The following is a 17,704-nucleotide window of genomic DNA, read 5'->3' as shown; positions in this document are numbered from 1 at the left end:
AATGAACGCTGCGGTCAGTCAAAACCGGGGCGTTTCCGATTCCCACCATGCTCTCCAGCCAGCATATCGTAGCAGGAACATACCGTGCGACCAGCTCTGCTTTCAGCCCCTGTCATTCTTGCTGCTGGACTTCTGGCCACCCCATCCGCATGGGCCGCGGACGCGCTGGGGCAGCGGACGGCCAAACTGTGCTTTACCCTGCATGACGCCGCTCTTGCCGGTGGTTATTCGTGGGGCAAGGGGCGGCTGTATTACGGACCCCACTCCTATCCGGTCAAGGTTACGGGCGGCGGAGCGGTCGGATTTGGCTACAGCCGGCTGAAGGGCGATGGAAAAGTATACAACCTTGCCCGCCTGTCCGACTTCAACGGCACCTACTGGTCGGTCCGGGCGGAAGCCACGATGGGCCGGGGCCGGAATGTCGTGGTCATGGACAACAACCAGGGCGTGGACATCAAGGCCACCATGCGCACCAGCGGCGCGCATCTGGCCGCGGCCGTGATGCGGCTGACCCTGCATGTCGATCCCGGTGGTGAACGGCCGGACAAGATGCCCGCGGCCTGTTCCTTCCCCATCCGTTAGGTTCCCACGCCCGCTCCCTAGACGGTGCTGATCAGGATCTCCACAAGATTGGGGCGGCCAGACGCCATGGCCGCCTCGATCGCGGGGGCGATGTCCTGCATCCGGGTAATCAGGCGCGAATCCAGCCCGTACGACATCGCCATCGCCTGATAGTCGATTGGCGGGTCATTGAGGTCCATGGCGAGGAAATTGCCCTCGCGGGCCGAGACATAATGCGTCTGTTCCCGCATGAAGCCCTTCAGCACGTTATATTCACGGTTATTCATGACCACGAAGGTCACGGGCAGTTGCTCATGCGCCGCTGTCCATAAGGCCTGGGGCGAATAAAGGGCCGCGCCGTCGCCCACCAGGCAGACAACCGGCTCGCGCCCCAGCCCGAGCGACGCCCCCACCGCGGCAGGCATGCCCCAGCCCAGCGCGCCGCCACGCAGGAAGGAATATTGCGCCGCCCAGTCACTATCAAGGAACATGCGGGTATAGGATGACGTGGCGATGGCCTCATCCACAATCGCGACATGGGGACCGATGGCGCGCACGGCCTCATACGCCGCGACGCAGGGGGCAATGACCGGGTCATCGCGATGCTGCGCCACCAGTTGCCCGGCTTCTGCCCGCCGGCGCGTACGCGCGGTGGCCACGGCCGCCCGCACGGCAACGTATTCGGCACGACGGGGCTGGGTTTCCCTTTCCAGCAGGGGCAGCAGGACCTTGAGCGAAGCCCGGATATTCCCCACCAGCGAAAGCGGGGTCTGGAACGTGCGGCCCAGATCACGCGCATCGGCCGAGACCTGATAGACCGCGCAACCCGGCGGCACGGGGGAACCTTCCGAATACAGGATGGTGATCAGCGATTTGCCGCCCAGCGCGAAGATGGCGTCGTAATCCGACAGGCGGCTGGCGATGTCGGTCGCCCGCGTGGGCATGTTGCCCGCCCACAGGGGGCATGACGTGGCGAAGGGAATGCGCGAAGGCCACGACGCGCCATAAACCGGCGCCCCGAGAAGTTCGGCCACCGCAGCCACTTCCCGCGCGGCATTGGCGCCATGCACCTCATCCCCCGCGATGATGGCAAGCCGCCCCGGCGCGATGCCCGCCAGCGCGCGGGCCAGTTCCGACAGGCCGCCCGCGATGGAATCCCGGTTGATGACGGATGGCGCGCCGATGTCGATATCGCTGGCTTCCTCCATCACATCCATGGGGAGCGACAGGAATACCGGCCCGGACGGCGCGGCCATCGAATCGTTGAACGCGCGTCTTACCAGCACGGGCAACTGGTCCGCATGCAGCACTTCCTGCGCCCATTTGACAGCGGGCGTGGCGATGCTGACCAGATCACCGAACAGCAGCGGATCGGAAATCGTATGCCGCGAATCCTGCTGCCCCGCCGTAACGACAAGCGGTGTCTGCGAGACACTGGCATTGAGCAGGTTGCCCATGCCATGGCCCAGGCCACCAGCCGTATGCAGGTTAAGGAAACCGGGACGGCCCGCCGCCTGTGCGTAGCCATCGGCCATGGCCACGACGCTGGCTTCCTGCAACGCCAGGATATAGCGCAGATCCGGGCGGCGCTGGAGCGCGTCGATCAGCGGCAGTTCCGTCGTACCGGGGTTGCCGAATATGTAGCGTACGCCCTCACTTTCCAGAATTTCCAGCAGGATGTCGGCCCCCCGCCGCCCTCCCGTCCGCTGTGCCGCGACATCAAGCGGTGTAATGGCCATACTGTTTCCTGCCTGCTGTGAGGGTGTTGGCGTATCGCATCATGTTTTCAGGTCCGGGTCCACCATGTGGCGATCGGGGCTGGCATCATTTTTTTCTTGTTAATGATAATGATTATCATTACTAAATAATCCAACCCGTGGTCCGGCAGATTCCCGACCGTCGATTTCCCGACCTTCCCACGGCACCTTCCGGCATCACCAGCATTCTGGTGATGCCGTTTTTTTATGCCGTCCCGTCAGCCGTAATCTTCCAGGTGCGTGACGAAGGTCAGCCCCCGCGTAGCGTCCGTGTCCACGAAATGCACGTCATCAGGTGCCCGGCGCGGGGTATCGGTGGCCAGGAAGACCACCGGCTCGTGACCGACCGGCTCGACACCATGAACGGTATCGCGCTTGAAAATGACCATCTCGCCTGGCGAAAGCAGGCGGGCGGGATCATCCTCGATCAGGAAATTCAGGTGTCCGGACAGCAGGAGCAGGTGTTCATCGCACATGCGGTGAAAATGCCGGGGCAATGGATGGTAGATACGGAACAGCCGCATGCTGCAGGCCGGGCTGTCGGACAGGTAGGTATCGACGATCAGACTTTCCGCATGGGGTGGAAAGCGTTTGCCAATCGCATTGAAATCAAAAAATCTGTAACGTTCGTCCATGTGCGTCATGCTCCCTGACCCTGTCGGTGGCCCTCGGAACGGCGGGACGGCACTACGCCCGTTTATCCCATACCGGACCATGGAGATGATATGATACCATACCCCCATGAAAGCACGCCTCTTGCCCGCTGACCGCCCTGCGTCCCGGCCTGCCCCGGCAGCACCATCGGGTATGGAGGGGGGTGCCGGTTTTCCCCTGCCCACGGTTATCGAGGCGCTGCATCGCACCGGGGCCATTACCGCCCACCATGTCGCCGCCGCCCGGTTCTGGGCCACGGATTACCGGATCGGGGTCATGGGGCTGGAAGACCCGCAACTGGAGCGGACATCGTACGGACTGTCCCGCCGCCCCCTGAACGGGCGGCTGGGATCCATCAACCGCTACAGATACATCCACGATATCATCGGCTACCGTTATGAACGTGTGCTGATCGCGGCCCTCATCAACAACCGGCCGATGCGCGAACTGGCCCGCAACACCCGTCACGACCCCCAGCACATGGACAGCGTCATGGCGCTGCTGCTGGATATGCTGACCCGCCATTATGACGCCATGCCCGGCCACCTGTGGCAGGGTTGAGACACTGGGCCGCCCGGAAGCTGTTTTCAGACAGCTTTTTTTACTGGCGGTAGGCTTCGGCAAAGGCGGCGGCCGCACCCAGCAGGCCCGGCTCCGGATAGGTAATCAGCTTGACGGGCATTTCCGCCATCATGCCCTCGAACCGGCCTTTGGCCACGAACCGCTCGGCAAAGCCGGAACTGGGCAGATGCCGGGCCAGACGCAGCCCAAGCCCGCCCGCGATCACGACGGCGCTGCCCCCCTGCGCCAGCGCGAGATCCCCCGCGACCGTACCCAGGCTGAGGCAGAACCGTTCCAGCGCCGCCGATGCGACGTGGTCGCTGCCTTCCAGCGCCATGGTCCACAGGGCCTTGTCATCACGCGCCTTGACCGAAAGCTCGCCTATTTCGGCAATGGCTTCGTACAGATTGAGCAGCCCCGGCCCGGAGACCACGCGCTCGACCGACACCCGGCGGTAGCGCCTGCGCAGCACGCCCAGAATCCGGTCTTCGAACTGGTCCAGCGGGGAGAAGTCGATATGGCCGCCCTCGGTCTCACACACGAAATACCCGTTCCGCCGCCGCACGATATAGGCGGAACCAAGCCCCGTGCCCGGCCCGACAATGGTGATGACCCCCTGTTCGGGCAATGGAATGTCGGGACCACACAGGTGCTGGAGGCTGTCCGCCCCGACCTGCGCCACCGCATGGCCGACCGCGCCGAAATCATTGACCAGAATCAGTTCGTCCACCCCCAGCTTGACCGGAAGCCAGGCGGGCTGGATGACCCATGGGTTGTTGGTCAGCTTCAGGATGTCACCCTTGATGGGGCAGGCCACCGCAATCCCGGCCGAGCGGGGCAGCGGGCGGTCAATTGCGCGACCGAAGGCTTCCCACGCCAGTTGCACGCTGGCGTGGTCGGCGCATTTCAGGGTCACGGCGTTTCCCAGCGTGACGACCCGCCCCTGATCCACCTGGGCAATGGCGAACCGCGCATGGGTTCCGCCAATATCAACTGCGACGATCTCTTTCATGTCCGGTCACGCTCCGTGGCCATACGGCGGTTCCTTGCCTGTCATCAATTCCCAAACCTGCCTGCAATCCAGCCCTGCCGATATTGCAGGGGCTTCGGTTAACACATCCACCACGACAAAAAAAACCGGCAAGGTCACGATTTTCATGGATCGGGCGGGCTCAGTCCGTCTGGTCCGCCTTTATGGCCGAGAGGATCCGCCGCTTGAGCGGCCACGGCACCAGCGTATCCACCAGTCGCAGCACTGAAAACACGAACGGAAAGACAAGATGCGGCCGCCCCCGGTCCACCGCGCGCGCAATCCGGCGGGCCGCCGCCGGCGCGGTCTGCAGGAAGGGTTTGGCCCCCACCACCCGGCGGCTCATCGGTGTATCCACAAACCCCGGGGAAACCAGCGTCACCCCGACACCGAGCGGGGCAAGGGCCATCTGCTGCGCCTCGGCAAAGCGTTTGATCCCGGCCTTGGAACCGGAATAGGCCGCGGCGAAGGGCAATGCGTGAAACGCCGCGACCGAGCCGATCAGCACGATATGCCCACGCCCGCGCGGCACCATGCGCTCGGCCGCTGCCGCCGCCATGGCCGATGGCGTGGCGTAATTGACCAGCCCCAGCCGCAGCACGTCCTCCGCCCTTTCCACCACGTCCTGTCCGCGCCGCATGTCCCCCAGCCCCGCGGCAAGGATCGCGATGCCCAGCGGATGGCTGTCATCATCCTCACGCAGGGCTGCTACGGCGGCGGCCCCATCCATCAGGTCAAGCACGCGGGTATGCACATCCACCCCGAAAGCGCGGGCCCGGACCGCCACGTCTTCCAGCCGCGCCACGTCACGCCCCCACAGCACCAGGGGCCGCCCGCGCGCCGCGTACAGCCATGCCAGTTCCGCCCCGATCCCGCTCGATGCCCCGGTAATCAGCACATATGCACCTTCATCCGTGCGTGAACCGAGCTTTCCTGTCATTGTCTGTCTTCCTTTTCGGGGTCCTTCTGTGCCATCAGCACAGCAACAGAACGGATAACCGAATCAACTCTTTCAACCCATACCTGCATAACCTGCCCCGTTCCGCCACGGAATGAAGGCCGATGCCGGTAATGTTCAGGATGCAACGAACCGGTCATGAACGAAACCGATCGTCTTACTATCATTCCCGTTTCCGGCTTTCGTCAGATGACCACCTTCATCCAGTTGCCCCGCCGCCTGTACGCCGGGCTGCCCGGTTATGTCCCCCCGCTGGACCTGACCCAGCGCGACCTGCTGACCCCGCGCAAGAACTCCTTTTTCCGCACGGGGCGGGCGCAGTATTTCCTGGCCATGCGCGGCAGGAAGGCGGTCGGGCGTATTTCCGCGCAGATCGACCCCATCTCCATGGCGCATTATGGCGAAGCCGTCGGGTTTTTTGGCGCGCTCGACGCCATTGACGACATGGCCGTCGTCTCCGCCCTGCTGGAAGCCGCCGGCACATGGCTGCGCCGCCACGGCATGAAGCTCATGCGCGGCCCGCAGACGCTGGACAGCAATGGCGAGTTCGGGATGATGCTGTCCGGCCATCATGCCCTGCCGATGGTGGCCATGCCCTGGCACCCGCAATGGTTGCCCGGCATGATGGAAGCCTGTGGCTGCACCAAGGCGCGCGACCTGCTGGCCTACCAGATGCGCACCGGCCCGGACGCGGAAGACGCGCATCTCGTCCCCGCCTCCCTGCGCATTGGCGAAGGCAGGCTGGGCAATATTTCCACCCGTGGCCTGCGCCTGGACCGGATAGAGGAAGACGGCGAGATCCTGCGCACGCTGTACAACGACGCCTGGCGCAACAACTGGGGCTCGATCCCGCTGGCGCGCGAAGATGTCCAGTCCATGATCGTGGAACTCAAGCCGCTGCTCAAACCCGAGCATTTCGTCCTGATCGAGCAGGCGGGCAAGCCGGTCTGCGTGGCGCTTGTGGTGCCCAATGTGTTCGACATCTCGTCGGATCTCAATGGCGATCCCTCGCCGCTGGGCTGGCTCAAGCTGGGCAAGCGGCTGCTGCGGCATGAATTCCATTCCGCGCGTGTGATCCTGCTGGGCGTAAGCTCCACGCTCGACGGTACGGCGCTGGGCGCGATCATGCCCGCCCTCGCCATTACCGAACTCATGAAGCGGGGCCGCAGCCTGCCCTACCGCACGATCGAACTGGGCTGGGTGCTGGAAACCAACCTGCCCATGCGCCGCCTGATCGAACGCATCACCCCGCAGCCGTGCAAGCGCTACCGGGTTTATGACAAATCGCTCGAATCCTGAGCCTGCCCCCCTTCCGGCAGGTGGCTCCAGCCGCGCCGCTTAAGGGGCATGTCGCGTCCGTTTTCATCCACCACCTGCACGCCGCTGCCCGCCACCACCTGCCCAATGCGGGTGACGGCGACATCGCGCAGCGCGGCATGGCGCTGTAATTCCGCCTCCCGCGCGGGGGGCACGGCAAGCAGCAGCTCATAATCATCCCCCCCCGAAATGCAGCGCGCCAGCCAGTCCGGCCCCAATGCGCGCACGGCGGGTGAAAGCGGAACCTGCGCGGCATGCAGCACCGCGCCCACACCGCTCTCGCGCGCCATATGGCCCAGATCCTGCACCAGCCCGTCGGACACATCCATGCCGGCCGAGGCGATTCCCCCCAGGGCCAGCCCAAGCCGGGGGCGGGGTAACTGGTAGCGACCGGCCAGGAACCCGTCCGGATCCGCGACCCGTCCCTGCCGCGCCAGCAGTCCCATCGCCCCGTCGCCAATCGTGCCGGTAACCCACAGGCCATCGCCCGCCCGCGCGCCGCTGCGCCGCAGGGCCATACCGGGCGCCACATGCCCCAGCACGGTCAGGGACAGCACAAGCGGCCCGGAGGTGGAGGTGGTGTCCCCCCCCAGCAGGGTAATGCCGAACTGCCGCTGATCACGCGCGAGACCGGCGGCAAAATCCGCGAACCATGCCTCACCACGCGCCGGGGGCATGGAGACCGTGAGCAGATAGCCAAGCGGGGTGGCGTCCATTGCCGCAAGGTCCGACAGGTTGCAGCGCAGCAGTTTACGGCCCACGGTCTCCGCCGGGTCATCGGGCAGGAAATGCACGCCTTCCACCATGGCATCCGCCGCCACCACGATCTGCCGCCCGGCAGGGGGCGTGAACACGGCGGCGTCATCGCGCAGGTCAAGCGCGCCCTCCCCCGCCAGGGGGCGGAAAATACGGGCGATGAACCCGAATTCGGCAGGCAGGCCATTATCCGGCAGTCTTTCCTGCGCCATGGCCGCCATTCCTTCGTGCTGGTTTTACGACGCCGTGCTGTCGGGCGCGTCGGTCACGACCGGCGCGTCTTCCTGCGCGGGCGCGGGTGTGGCAGGTGCTTCCGGTTCATTCAGGCGGCGTGACAGGGCGTCAAGCACCCCGTTGAGCATGCGTGGCTCGTCACCAGCCAGAAAGCCGTGGGCAATGTCCATGTATTCGTTGATGATGACACGCGCGGGCACCGGGTCGGCGCTGCCGGTCATTTCACCGCCCGCCGCATGCATGATGGCGCGCAGCACCGGGTCCAGGCGGGCCAGCGGCCAGGACGCGGGCAGGATGTCATGCAGCAGGGCGTCGATACGGTCCTGCCGGGCCATGGCACCGCGCACCACCGTGGCAAACAGCCGCGCATCGGCATCGGGTACCTGTCCCTCGGCATAGTCGCACTGCGAGGAGGCCGAGGTGCCCAGCCGGTGGCGGGTGAACTGGTTGATCACGTTATCGGGGTTTTCACTGCCCTGCTCGATCTGGAACAGGGCCTGCACCGCCGCAACGCGCGATGCGGTACGGGAACGGACCTTGGGCTGCCGGTCACCGTCTGTCTGTGTCATGGCGCGTTACTCCTGCTGTGGCATTGCTGCGAAATCAGGGCTTCATCGCCTCTTTGCGCGGCGGGGTCCAGTTCAATCTTTATTTTTTGGCTTGGGGGGCGCAAAGCCCTCGCCCTCATCACCCGATACGGAGGCCGATATCGTATCCAGAATATCCGCGAAATCCTTGGTTTCCCGGAAATCCCAGTGCACGGAGGCAAAGCGGATATAGGCCACGGAATCTATCTCGCGCAGCGTTTCCATGACCAGCCGCCCGATATCGCGCGACGGGACATCCGTCTCCCCCGTCGCCTCAAGGTGGCGGACAAGGCCGTTGACGATCCGCTCGATCCGTTCCGCATCGACCGGGCGCTTGCGCAGCGCGATGCGCACCGAACGCGCCAGCTTGTCACGCTCGAACGGCACGCGGCGGCCATCGGCCTTGATCACCACCAGATCGCGCAACTGCACGCGCTCGATGGTGGTGAAGCGCTGCCCGCAGGACGCACAGATGCGGCGGCGGCGGATGGCCGCGCCGTCCTCATGCGGGCGGCTGTCCTTTACCTGTGTTTCCTCATGTCCACAAAACGGGCAACGCATGCAAAACCGGCTCCTGATTACCGAAAAAAACAGACCACGCCACACACAGGCCCGGTCAGACGCCCACTTCCGCCAGCACGTCAAGCACGGCCATGCCGTAGCGTGTCAGCTTGGAACCACCAACCCCACGGATCATGCCCAGCTCATCAAGCGTGGTCGGCCGCTCCAGCGCGATATCGTGCAGCACGGCGTCATGAAAAATGACATAGGGCGGAATTTCCTGCTCGCGCGCCTCCCCCAGCCGCCATTTCCGCAGGGCTTCATACCGCGTGGCCGCCTGTGGCGTCAGGTCGGTCATCTGCGGGCGCGACCCACCACCCGAACCGCGCCCGGCGGCGCGCAGGTCCTCGGTCGCGTCCTCACGCAGCATGATCTGCTCCTCCCCCCGCAAGATGGGGCGCGCACGCCCTTCCTCAAGAGCAAGGGAATTATATTCCCCCGTGACCTTTATGGCGCCGCGCGCGATCAACTGCCGGATCACGCCACGCCAGAACGGTTCGGGCCGGTCGTTGCCGATGCCGAACACGGTCAGTTTCTCATGCCCGTGGCGCGCGATCATATCCGATGTCTTGCCCCGCAGCACGCCCGCCACATGGACCGCGCCAAAACGCTGCCCGGTCCGGTAAATGGCGGAAAGAACCTTCTGCGCCGCCACCGTGCCATCGAAGGTGGCGACCGGGTTGCGGCAGTTGTCGCAATGGCCGCAGGGGGTGGCCAGTTCCTCGCCAAAACAGGCGAGGAGCGCCTGCGTGCGGCACCCCGTCGTCTCGGTCAGGGCGATCATGGCTTCCAGCCGCGCGCTCATGATCCGCTTCTGCGCCTGGGGCGCGTTGGACTGCTCCAGCCAGTAGCGGGCACGCGCCATGTCATCGCCGCCATAAAGCAGGACGGTCTCGGCCTGTTCGCCATCACGCCCGGCGCGGCCGATCTGCTGGTAATACCCTTCGGGCGAGGACGGCATGTCCAGATGCACCACCGCGCGCACATCGGGCCGGTCGATGCCCATGCCAAAGGCGATGGTGGCCACGATCACCACCGCCTCACCCGAGCGGAAACGCATGAGGGCGGCGCGCTTTTCCACCGGCGACAGCCCGGCATGGAACGGCAGCGCCACATAGCCCTTGCCCGCCAGTGAACGCGCGACCCGCTCGGTCTTGCTGCGACTGCCGCAGTACACGATGGACGCCGCCCCCCGGTGCCGGTCCAGTATGGCGGTAAGCTGCCGCATTTCGGACGTTTTGGGCCGCACGGCGATATCGAGGTTGGGCCGGTGGAAACTGGCCTTGAACACCGTGGCGTCGGGCATGGCCAGCGCATCGAGGATGTCGGTGCGCGTGCGGGCATCGGCCGTGGCGGTCAGGGCGATACGCGGCACATCGGGAAAATGCTGCGGCAGGGCCGCGAGTTCACGGTATTCGGGCCGGAATTCATGCCCCCACGCGGAAATGCAGTGGGCCTCGTCAATCGCGATGACGGAGAGTTGCAGCCGCCCGAGCCGTTCGAGCATGCCGGGAAAGAGCAGCCGCTCGGGCGATACGTAAAGGATATCAAGCCGCCCCGCCACAAGATCGGCGCGGACACGGGCGGCGTCCTCGGCTTCCAGTTCGGAATGCAGCGCGCCCGCGTTGACGCCAAGCTGCCGCAGGGCCGCCACCTGATCGTCCATAAGGGCGATCAGTGGGGAAATGACCAGACCCGTGCCGGGCCGGGCAAGCGCGGGCACCTGATAGCACACGCTCTTGCCGCCGCCGGTCGGCATGAGCACGAGACAGTCCCGGCCCGCCATGACCTCATCCACGGCCTGCTGCTGCAGGCCGCGGAAGTCGGGAAAGCCGAAGACCTCGGCCAGAACGTCACGCGGGTTGCGCGACAGGCCGCCGTGCCCGGTCATGTCCGGAAAGTCAGGGTCTGCGCTCAGTTTCCGCCAACCACGATCTCGACCCGGCGGGAGGCGAGCGCACCATCTTCGTTATTGACCGGTCCGCGCGGCTGCTGGCGGATGCGCGCCGCGTCCACGCCATCAACGGCAAGCTGGCGCGCCACGATCTTGGCGCGGTCAATGGCCAGCAGTTCATCGGCCGACAGGTCATGACTGGCCGCGGCATACCCTTCCACCCGCACCGTGGCATGGTGCGCCACCGCGCGTTGGGCCGCCTGCGAGATCACGGTCTGGGCCGGTGCGTCAATCTGCACGGAGTTCTGGGTAAAGAACACGATATACTTGCCCGGATGGCCACCAGCACACCCTGTCAGCAGACCGAGACCAAGAAAAAGAGACAGGCGACGCATGATGGACTTACTCCCGATTCAGCTATTCAAGACGGATCGCCATAGGCCTGCTGGTTGTCCGATCCGATTTTTCCGCTACTTCGTGCCCTGTGGGGCCCACCGCGTCAATCCTCTGGGCGGCATGACCGCCTTCCTACTGGCGCACCTCAACCGTTTTACCATCCACGATCCGCCATACCCGGTCGAGTTTTTCCACCCCGGTCAGCCGGTGGGCGATCAGGATGACGGTACGCCCCCGTGTCACTTCGTTCAGGGTCTGGAGGAATTCCTGCTCGGTCCGGGCGTCAAGCCCGGTGGCCGGTTCATCCAGTATCAGGATCGGCGCGCGCGACAGCAGCACACGCGCCAGCGCAAGCCGCCGGCCCTGCCCGCCGGACAGGCTCGCCCCCCCTTCACCCAGCCAGCTATCCAGCCCTTCGGGCAGGTCACGCACAACTTCGGCCACGCAGGCCTGTTCCAGCGCGGTCCATAATTCATCTTCGGTCGCATCGGGGCGGCCAAGCAGCAGGTTGGCGCGAATCGTATCGGCGAACAGATGGGTCGCCTGTGACAGCCACGCAATCCGCCCCCGCAATGCATCGTCGCGGATGGTGGCGATATCCTGCCCACCCAGTTCGATCCGCCCGGACTGCGGGGCCACCACCTTCAGCAGCAGCGCCGCCAGCGTGGACTTGCCCGCACCCGATGGACCCAGCAGCGCGATACGCTGCCCCGCCGGTATGTCCAGATCCAGACCGTCCAGAACTGGCGCGCGCGCCGCTTCCCAACGGAAGGAAACATGGTCGAAGCGGATGTCGTTTCCCGCCGGTGCGGGCTGCGTGCCCTCGGGCGGGGCATGGGCGGGCGGTTCCCCCACGGCGACGACGCGCGCGGCGGCGCGGGTGATGTTGCCCGCCAGCGCGCCAGCGCGGGTCAGGCCGCCCACGCTTTCAAACGCGGCAACACTCAGGAACAGCACGGCGGCGGCGGGCAACGGGGCGATGCGGGGCAGGCCCAGCCCCATGGCGGCGGCCAGAACCGCGACAACCGCCGCCTGCCCGCACAGGTAGGAGGCCGCCCCGGCGGCGGCAAGCATGCGGGCCTGTTTCATCTGCGCGCGGCACAGCGCGCCATCGCGCGCATGGACGTGGTCCAGCATGCGCCCCTCCGCCCCGAAGGTCGCGATTTCACGCAGGCCGCCCACCATGTCCAGCACGCCGATGCGCAACTGCGCGGCCGCGTGGTTGACCTCTCCCCCATCGCGCCGCCCCAGCATCGCGGCGATCAGCGGCAGGAGGAAGGCCCCGCAGGCGAAAAGCCCCGTCACCACCAGCGCCAGGACCGTATTGACCATGTTGATGGCAATAAACAGGAACGGCAGGATCAGGGCCGCACCTGCCAGCGGCACGATAATGCGCAGGTAAAGCCCGTCCAGCGCCTCCACATCCGAAACCAGACGTGACAGCAGATCCCCCGCGCGGCGGAAGCCAAGGCCCGCCGCCGCACCCCGCGCCAGATGGCGGAAAAACCACACGCGCACATCCGCCAGCGCCCGGAACATCGCATCATGCGTGAGCAGCCGTTCCGAATAGCGCAGCACCACGCGCGCACTGCCCAGGATGCGCAGGCTCCCGGCGGTGACCACGACCATGCCCAGCGTCATGGCGGCGACACGGACACCCGCCTCGCGCATCAGCAAAAGGCCGATCAGCAGGGCGAGCAGGGACAGGATGGTGCCCGCCGTCAGCAACGGCGCGCGCCTGCGCCAGATATGCAGGATCTGCAATACCGGGGCCAGAACGCCCGCACGGTCCGCCTGCCGCTCGAACACCCGATTTTCCGAGGTTTTCACGATGCGCTCTCCATGCTGGTGGCGATATGTCCGCGCTCAAGGACGATGCGCTGCCCCCCGAACCCTTCCACCGCCGCCGAATGGCTGGCGAGGATGACGGTGCGCCGCGCGGCGAGCCTGCGCAGGCTGTCGAACACATCGGCCTCGGTCCGTGGGTCGAGATGGGCCGTCGGTTCGTCGAGCAGCAGGAGCGGGGCATCCTTGAGGAAGGCGCGCGCGATCGCGACCCGCTGCGCCTGCCCGCCGGACAGGCCGAAGCCGCCTTCGCCGATAATGGTCTCAAGCCCCTGTGGCAGGTTGGAGACGAAGCCATCCGCCGCCGCGGCCTCAAGTGCCGCCCGAAGCTGGGCCTCCGTCGCGTCGGGCCGGGCGAAAAGAATGTTTTCACGCAGGGTCCCGGCAAACAGGACCGGCTTCTGGCCAATCCATGATGTCATGGCCACCAGCGCCTCGGGCAGGAGGGTGGCCATATCGACACCGTTCAGGGTGATCCGCCCCCCGGTGGGCTGGATGAAGCCCAGCAGCAGTTCGATAAGGGTGGATTTGCCCGAACCCGACGCCCCGCACAGCACCAGTGTCTGCCCGGCGGGCACGGTGAACGAAATGTCCTCCAGCGTCGGGCCGCGCGTGGCGTCCCATGCGAAGCCGACATGCTCGAACGCGACACGCACCCCCTGCCCCGTCTCGCACACCGCCTGACCGGCGGCGCGGACGGTGGCGGCATCAGGCAGGATCTTCATGGCGCCCGCAGCACCCGAGGCATGGGCACGGTCCTGATACGCCAGCGCAAGGCTGCGGAAGGGGGCGAAGAATTCCGGCACCAGCAGCACGACGAACAGCCCCTGCGCCACATGCGCCGCCATGACCGTTGCCGCCGCCCCCTGATCGTGCAGCGCCATAAGCTGCGCCCCGTTGCGCAGTGCCACCAGCACCAGGGCCACGACCAGCGCGCAGTCGATCGACGCGGATGACAGGAAGGCGACGCGCAGCACCTTCATGGTGCGCTGGCGCAGTTCCTCGGCGCTCGCGGCAAGGCGGCGGGTCTCATCCTCGGTCCGGCCGGACAGGACAATGGTGGCGATCCCCCGCACCCGGTCCAGAAACCGGGCCTGAAGGCGGGTCATGGCCAGGAACTGGTTGCGCGAGGCCACGGCCGCCCCGATGCCGAACACCGCCTGCCCGAACGGCACGGCAATACCGCACAGCGCCATGATCAGCGCCGAACCCGGCTGCACGAGCGCGGCCAGAAGACCGATGACAAGGGGGGCGGCCATCCATAATACGGAAGCGGGCAGCCAGCGGGAAAAGAAGCCGTCCAGCGCCTCGATCCGGTCAACCGCCAGCGCCGTCAGTTCGCCCGTGTGGTGCCGCCGCAGCAGTCCCGGCCCACCGCGCAGGATCCCCGCCAGCACCCCGGCGCGCAGCCGGACACGCGCCTTCATGCCCGCGCGGGCGGCCAGGACATCCGCCCCCATCTGCACACCGGCGCGCAGCAGCACCAGAAGGACAAGACCCGCCAGCGGCCAGAGCGCTACCGGCATGCCACCGGGCACCAGCACGCAGGCCAGCACGTTCGCAATGCACCAGACCTGCCCCACGGCGATCATGGCCACGGCCAGCCCCAGCAGTACAACCGGCATGGCCTGCCTGCGCCCAAGACGCGACTGTGCCTTTGTCCACGCCTTCATCACTGTCTTGTCATCGTTCATGACCGCACCCTATACCGAATGACACCGCACAGGGACAGCCATCATGCCGCGCCATAAGCTGCCCGCGACATAACTCTGCCATGCATTTTTGCATGCGTTCAGTCAGCCAGTTCATCCGCCTCGGGCTGCTTGAGCGGGAAAACAAGCACATAGCGGGTGCCGTTTTCCTCAAACAGTTGCAGTTCCCCCCCAAGCTGCCGGGCAAAGCCACGGATCAACTGCATGCCGATCCCGCCGCGCGCCACCTCCGCCGCCGCCGCATGGTTACGCGCCGCCGCCATGCCCACCCCGTTATCCGCGATCCACAGGCATGCCCGCCCACCGTCCAGCGCGCGCAGCCCCACCTCCAGCGTGCCGTGCTGGCGGTCGGGAAATGCATATTTGAGGGTGTTGCTCACCGCTTCGGTCACGATCAGGGCAAGGGGCACGGCCTGATCGGGCACCATCAGCAGGTCATCGACGCGGATGTCCAGCGTGATGCGGCTTTCATCGGATTCCCCGATGGCGTGCATGATCTGGCCACATAGTTCACGCACGAAGCTCTGCATGTTCAGGCTGTAGAGTTCCCCATCCGCGTACAGGTAGCGATGCAGTGTCGCCAGCGCGCGCACGCGGTCGCGGGCCTGGGCGAATTCCTCACGCGCGGCGGGCTGGCGGATCCGGCCGGCCTGAAGGTTCAGCAGGGACGCCACGATCTGGAGGTTGTTCTTGACGCGGTGATGCATTTCCTTGAGCAGCAGCTCCTGGCGGACCTGCGCGCGCTCCAGCCGCTTTTCATGGCGCGCCAGCCTGCGCGTCGCCTTGCTGAAGGCATGGGCAAGCTGCCTGACCTCCAGCGGCATGGCCCAGTTGGAGCGCACGTCATACATGCCGCCCAACTGCCACTGGTTGACGGAATCCGTAAGCAGGCGCAGCGGCGCGATCACCAGCACGTCGGCACTTTTGGAAGCCCCCAGCAGCCCGACAAGCAGCAGCAGCCCGCTGCTGACCAGCGAGACCGCGAACATGACCACCGCATGCCGCTCCCCCGCATTGCGGCGCGTCATGGCCAGAACGAAGACGCCGCCCTGCACCCGGCCGATGGAAAACGACCCTTCGGGCAGGGTGATGTGCCCGTGTTCCTGATTGCGCGCCAGCATGAACCGCGCCCAGCGCATGATCGGCTCGGACGGGTGGGGATCCCACTGGCAGTCAGCGCACAGGGGAACCGCCATGCGCGCCTGATTGTCGAGAACCCAGATCTCTATAAGGCCATTCTGCTGCACCAGATCCAGCCGCGGGTCACTGCCCTGCAGCATGCCGCTGCGCCAGGACAGGGGCATGATGGCCGTAAGGTAGCCCGAACGGGCGGGGCGGCCATTTTCATCGCCGATCATGGTGGTGACGGTAATGCGGAAATAGGCGGGCACATGCGTGACCGGGTCGGTAATCGGCACCATGCCGATATCACCCTGGAAGCGGGGCATTTCCTCCGTGGTCAACTGGAGCGCATCGATCCTGCGGCCCACGGAGGTAAGGATATTGCCCCGGTCATCCGCCAGCGCGATCTGGGTATAGTGGCGGCTGGTCAGGGACTGGACCAGTTCCAGCATCCGCCGCAGCCCCTCATCATCAAGCCGCATGCGCGACACCGCCTGGAGCAGCGAGCCGAGATGTTCGGATTCATGGCGCAGTTCCAGATCGATGCGCGCCACCGTCTGGTCGGTGCGGTAACCGGGCGCTTCCAGTGTGTTGTGATAGCTGTGCCACGCCTGCACGGCCCCGATAAGTGCTATAGGCATGGCCGCGAGCAGGATGATCGCCATCATCCGGCCCCGCACGGCATCGAACACGCGCCCGACCCAGGTGAACAGGCTCCGGTGCCGGGCGGCCCTGCGGGCCCGACCGGAAGATGGAAAGACGGACATCTATTTTGTCCGTTTCCGGTCTTCCTCAATCAGGCGCAGGAGTTCCTCGGGAACAGGCTCTCTGGTCACATCATCAAACAACTGATGCAGCCCCCGCTTCAACCATAGCTCAAACGCGTCATCCGATCTGTCTGTGGACTTCTTTCCTGGTTGCCTGGGAGGACACTTGTCCTTCAGCGCCATCGCATTATCCCGAAGTAAATTCCCACTTCACATAACCCCTGACGTTGCCAGGGCCGTAACCTACCCTGCAAACTTCCTGACCTCTGGCGCGGATATAGCTGTCAGTGCCATATTTATACCATTATTCAAAGTGGGAATTCAGCTATCAGGCAGATACTGCCGCCTGCGCTTCCCTGCCCGCGCGCAGCCGCCGGACCGCGCCACGCAGCGCAACGGCGGAAATATCGCGCTCTTCCCCATACAGCCATGAGGCGAGCTGGCGACGGGCGCGGAACACCCGGCTCTTGGCGGTACCCACCGCGCAGCCCGTGGCGGCGGCCAGTTCGTCGTAGCTCATGCCCTGCATCACCACCAGCACCAGCGCCTCGCGCTGGTCGGCGGGCAGGCGGTCCATCGCCTCGGCCAGTTCCTTGATCACGAGACGATCCTCGTGCGCGCCGCTGCCCGCCACGGCGGAGGTGGGAACGTCGTCGATATTGCAGGTCTCACGCTTCTTGCGCAGATCCGAGATGAAGCGGTTACGCAGGATACGGTGCATCCACGCGGAAAAATTGGTGCCCGGCGTGAAGCTGTGCTGGGCGGCAAGCGCGTTGCACACCGCATCCTGCACCAGATCGTCCGCCGCCGCGCGGTTGCGCGTGAGCGAAAGGGCCTGGACACGCAGCCGGGGCAGGATTGCGAGCATTTCGTCATGAAAACTGCTGGTCATTTTCTTCTCCCCTGTCTGGTCATTGGTAAGGGTGCAATGAACGGACGGGGCAAAAGGTTACATTCGTATTGTAACGAAAACGCGAGCAGGGGCCGATGGT

18 protein-coding genes are annotated in these 17,704 nt (G+C 65.5%); 3 read left to right on the top strand and 15 right to left on the bottom strand.

The window, feature by feature from the left end; all coding sequences use genetic code 11:
* Positions 1-84: 84 nt before the first annotated feature.
* The gene (locus LDL28_RS13540; protein WP_233059034.1) at positions 85-582 is read left to right on the top strand and encodes a hypothetical protein; all 498 of its coding nucleotides are present in this window, start codon (positions 85-87) and stop codon (positions 580-582) included.
* Positions 583-599: 17 nt separating this feature from the next.
* Here the strand turns inward: LDL28_RS13540 and LDL28_RS13535 are convergent, their stop codons facing one another.
* Both LDL28_RS13535 and LDL28_RS13530 read right to left on the bottom strand, forming a co-directional pair.
* Complete coding sequence (locus LDL28_RS13535) at positions 600-2,300, bottom strand: thiamine pyrophosphate-binding protein (protein ID WP_233059033.1); 1,701 nt, start codon at positions 2,298-2,300, stop codon at positions 600-602.
* Between the two features lie 236 nt (positions 2,301-2,536).
* Positions 2,537-2,953: a cupin domain-containing protein gene (locus LDL28_RS13530; protein ID WP_233059032.1), complete on the bottom strand. Its 417-nt coding sequence runs from the start codon at positions 2,951-2,953 to the stop codon at positions 2,537-2,539.
* Between the two features lie 106 nt (positions 2,954-3,059).
* On the opposite strand from LDL28_RS13530, the gene LDL28_RS13525 reads away from it, so the two are divergent.
* On the top strand, positions 3,060-3,533 hold the full coding sequence (locus LDL28_RS13525) for a hypothetical protein (protein ID WP_233059031.1): 474 nt from the start codon (positions 3,060-3,062) through the stop codon (positions 3,531-3,533).
* Between the two features lie 40 nt (positions 3,534-3,573).
* Here LDL28_RS13525 and glk read toward each other — a convergent pair whose 3' ends face one another.
* From glk to LDL28_RS13510, 3 genes are read right to left on the bottom strand one after another with little or no spacing between them, the layout of a single operon-like run.
* Positions 3,574-4,545, bottom strand: a complete 972-nt coding sequence (gene glk, locus LDL28_RS13520; RefSeq protein ID WP_233059030.1) for a glucokinase — start codon at positions 4,543-4,545, stop codon at positions 3,574-3,576.
* 6 nt (positions 4,546-4,551) lie between these two features.
* Entirely contained in the window at positions 4,552-4,692 is a 141-nt protein-coding gene (locus tag LDL28_RS13515) for a hypothetical protein (protein ID WP_233059029.1), read from the bottom strand.
* A gap of 13 nt (positions 4,693-4,705) precedes the next feature.
* Positions 4,706-5,503, bottom strand: a complete 798-nt coding sequence (locus tag LDL28_RS13510) for an SDR family oxidoreductase (protein WP_233059028.1) — start codon at positions 5,501-5,503, stop codon at positions 4,706-4,708.
* Positions 5,504-5,659: 156 nt separating this feature from the next.
* Here LDL28_RS13510 and LDL28_RS13505 point away from each other — a divergent pair, with 156 nt between their 5' ends.
* On the top strand, positions 5,660-6,820 hold the full coding sequence (locus tag LDL28_RS13505) for a hypothetical protein (protein WP_233059027.1): 1,161 nt from the start codon (positions 5,660-5,662) through the stop codon (positions 6,818-6,820).
* Here LDL28_RS13505 and thiL read toward each other — a convergent pair.
* The 10 genes from thiL to LDL28_RS13455 all read right to left on the bottom strand — a co-directional run bounded on the left by thiL (position 6,796) and on the right by LDL28_RS13455 (position 17,604).
* A complete protein-coding gene (gene thiL, locus LDL28_RS13500) occupies positions 6,796-7,815 on the bottom strand; it encodes a thiamine-phosphate kinase (RefSeq protein ID WP_233059026.1) in 1,020 nt (339 codons plus the stop codon). The genes LDL28_RS13505 and thiL overlap by 25 nt on opposite strands.
* Positions 7,816-7,830: 15 nt before the next feature.
* Positions 7,831-8,397, bottom strand: a complete 567-nt coding sequence (gene nusB / locus LDL28_RS13495; RefSeq protein ID WP_233059025.1) for a transcription antitermination factor NusB — start codon at positions 8,395-8,397, stop codon at positions 7,831-7,833.
* A 72-nt stretch (positions 8,398-8,469) separates the two neighbouring features.
* Positions 8,470-8,976, bottom strand: a complete 507-nt coding sequence (gene nrdR / locus LDL28_RS13490) for a transcriptional regulator NrdR (protein ID WP_233059024.1) — start codon at positions 8,974-8,976, stop codon at positions 8,470-8,472.
* A 55-nt stretch (positions 8,977-9,031) separates the two neighbouring features.
* Entirely contained in the window at positions 9,032-10,867 is a 1,836-nt protein-coding gene (gene recQ, locus LDL28_RS13485) for a DNA helicase RecQ (RefSeq protein ID WP_233059023.1), read from the bottom strand.
* Positions 10,868-10,890: 23 nt separating this feature from the next.
* Positions 10,891-11,265 carry an OmpA family protein gene (locus LDL28_RS13480; protein ID WP_233059022.1) on the bottom strand — a complete coding sequence of 125 codons (375 nt, stop codon included), beginning with the start codon at positions 11,263-11,265 and terminating at the stop codon, positions 10,891-10,893.
* A gap of 133 nt (positions 11,266-11,398) precedes the next feature.
* Positions 11,399-13,096, bottom strand: coding sequence for a thiol reductant ABC exporter subunit CydC (cydC, locus tag LDL28_RS13475; protein ID WP_233059021.1), 1,698 nt, complete (start codon positions 13,094-13,096; stop codon positions 11,399-11,401).
* Positions 13,093-14,805 (bottom strand): thiol reductant ABC exporter subunit CydD, encoded by a 1,713-nt coding sequence (gene cydD / locus LDL28_RS13470; protein WP_233059020.1) that lies wholly within the window; start codon positions 14,803-14,805, stop codon positions 13,093-13,095. The genes cydC and cydD overlap by 4 nt, the downstream gene beginning before the upstream one ends.
* A gap of 98 nt (positions 14,806-14,903) precedes the next feature.
* Positions 14,904-16,712: a sensor histidine kinase gene (locus LDL28_RS13465; RefSeq protein ID WP_233059019.1), complete on the bottom strand. Its 1,809-nt coding sequence runs from the start codon at positions 16,710-16,712 to the stop codon at positions 14,904-14,906.
* Positions 16,713-16,895, bottom strand: a complete 183-nt coding sequence (locus LDL28_RS13460) for a hypothetical protein (protein ID WP_025813450.1) — start codon at positions 16,893-16,895, stop codon at positions 16,713-16,715.
* 145 nt (positions 16,896-17,040) lie between these two features.
* Positions 17,041-17,604 carry a sigma-70 family RNA polymerase sigma factor gene (locus LDL28_RS13455; RefSeq protein WP_233059018.1) on the bottom strand — a complete coding sequence of 188 codons (564 nt, stop codon included), beginning with the start codon at positions 17,602-17,604 and terminating at the stop codon, positions 17,041-17,043.
* Between the last annotated feature and the right edge of the window lie 100 nt (positions 17,605-17,704).

The sequence above is a fragment of the Komagataeibacter sp. FNDCR2 genome (assembly GCF_021295395.1).
In the GTDB taxonomy this organism is placed as follows: Bacteria; Pseudomonadota; Alphaproteobacteria; order Acetobacterales; family Acetobacteraceae; genus Komagataeibacter.
This window is presented reverse-complemented; position numbering and strand designations above follow the sequence as displayed.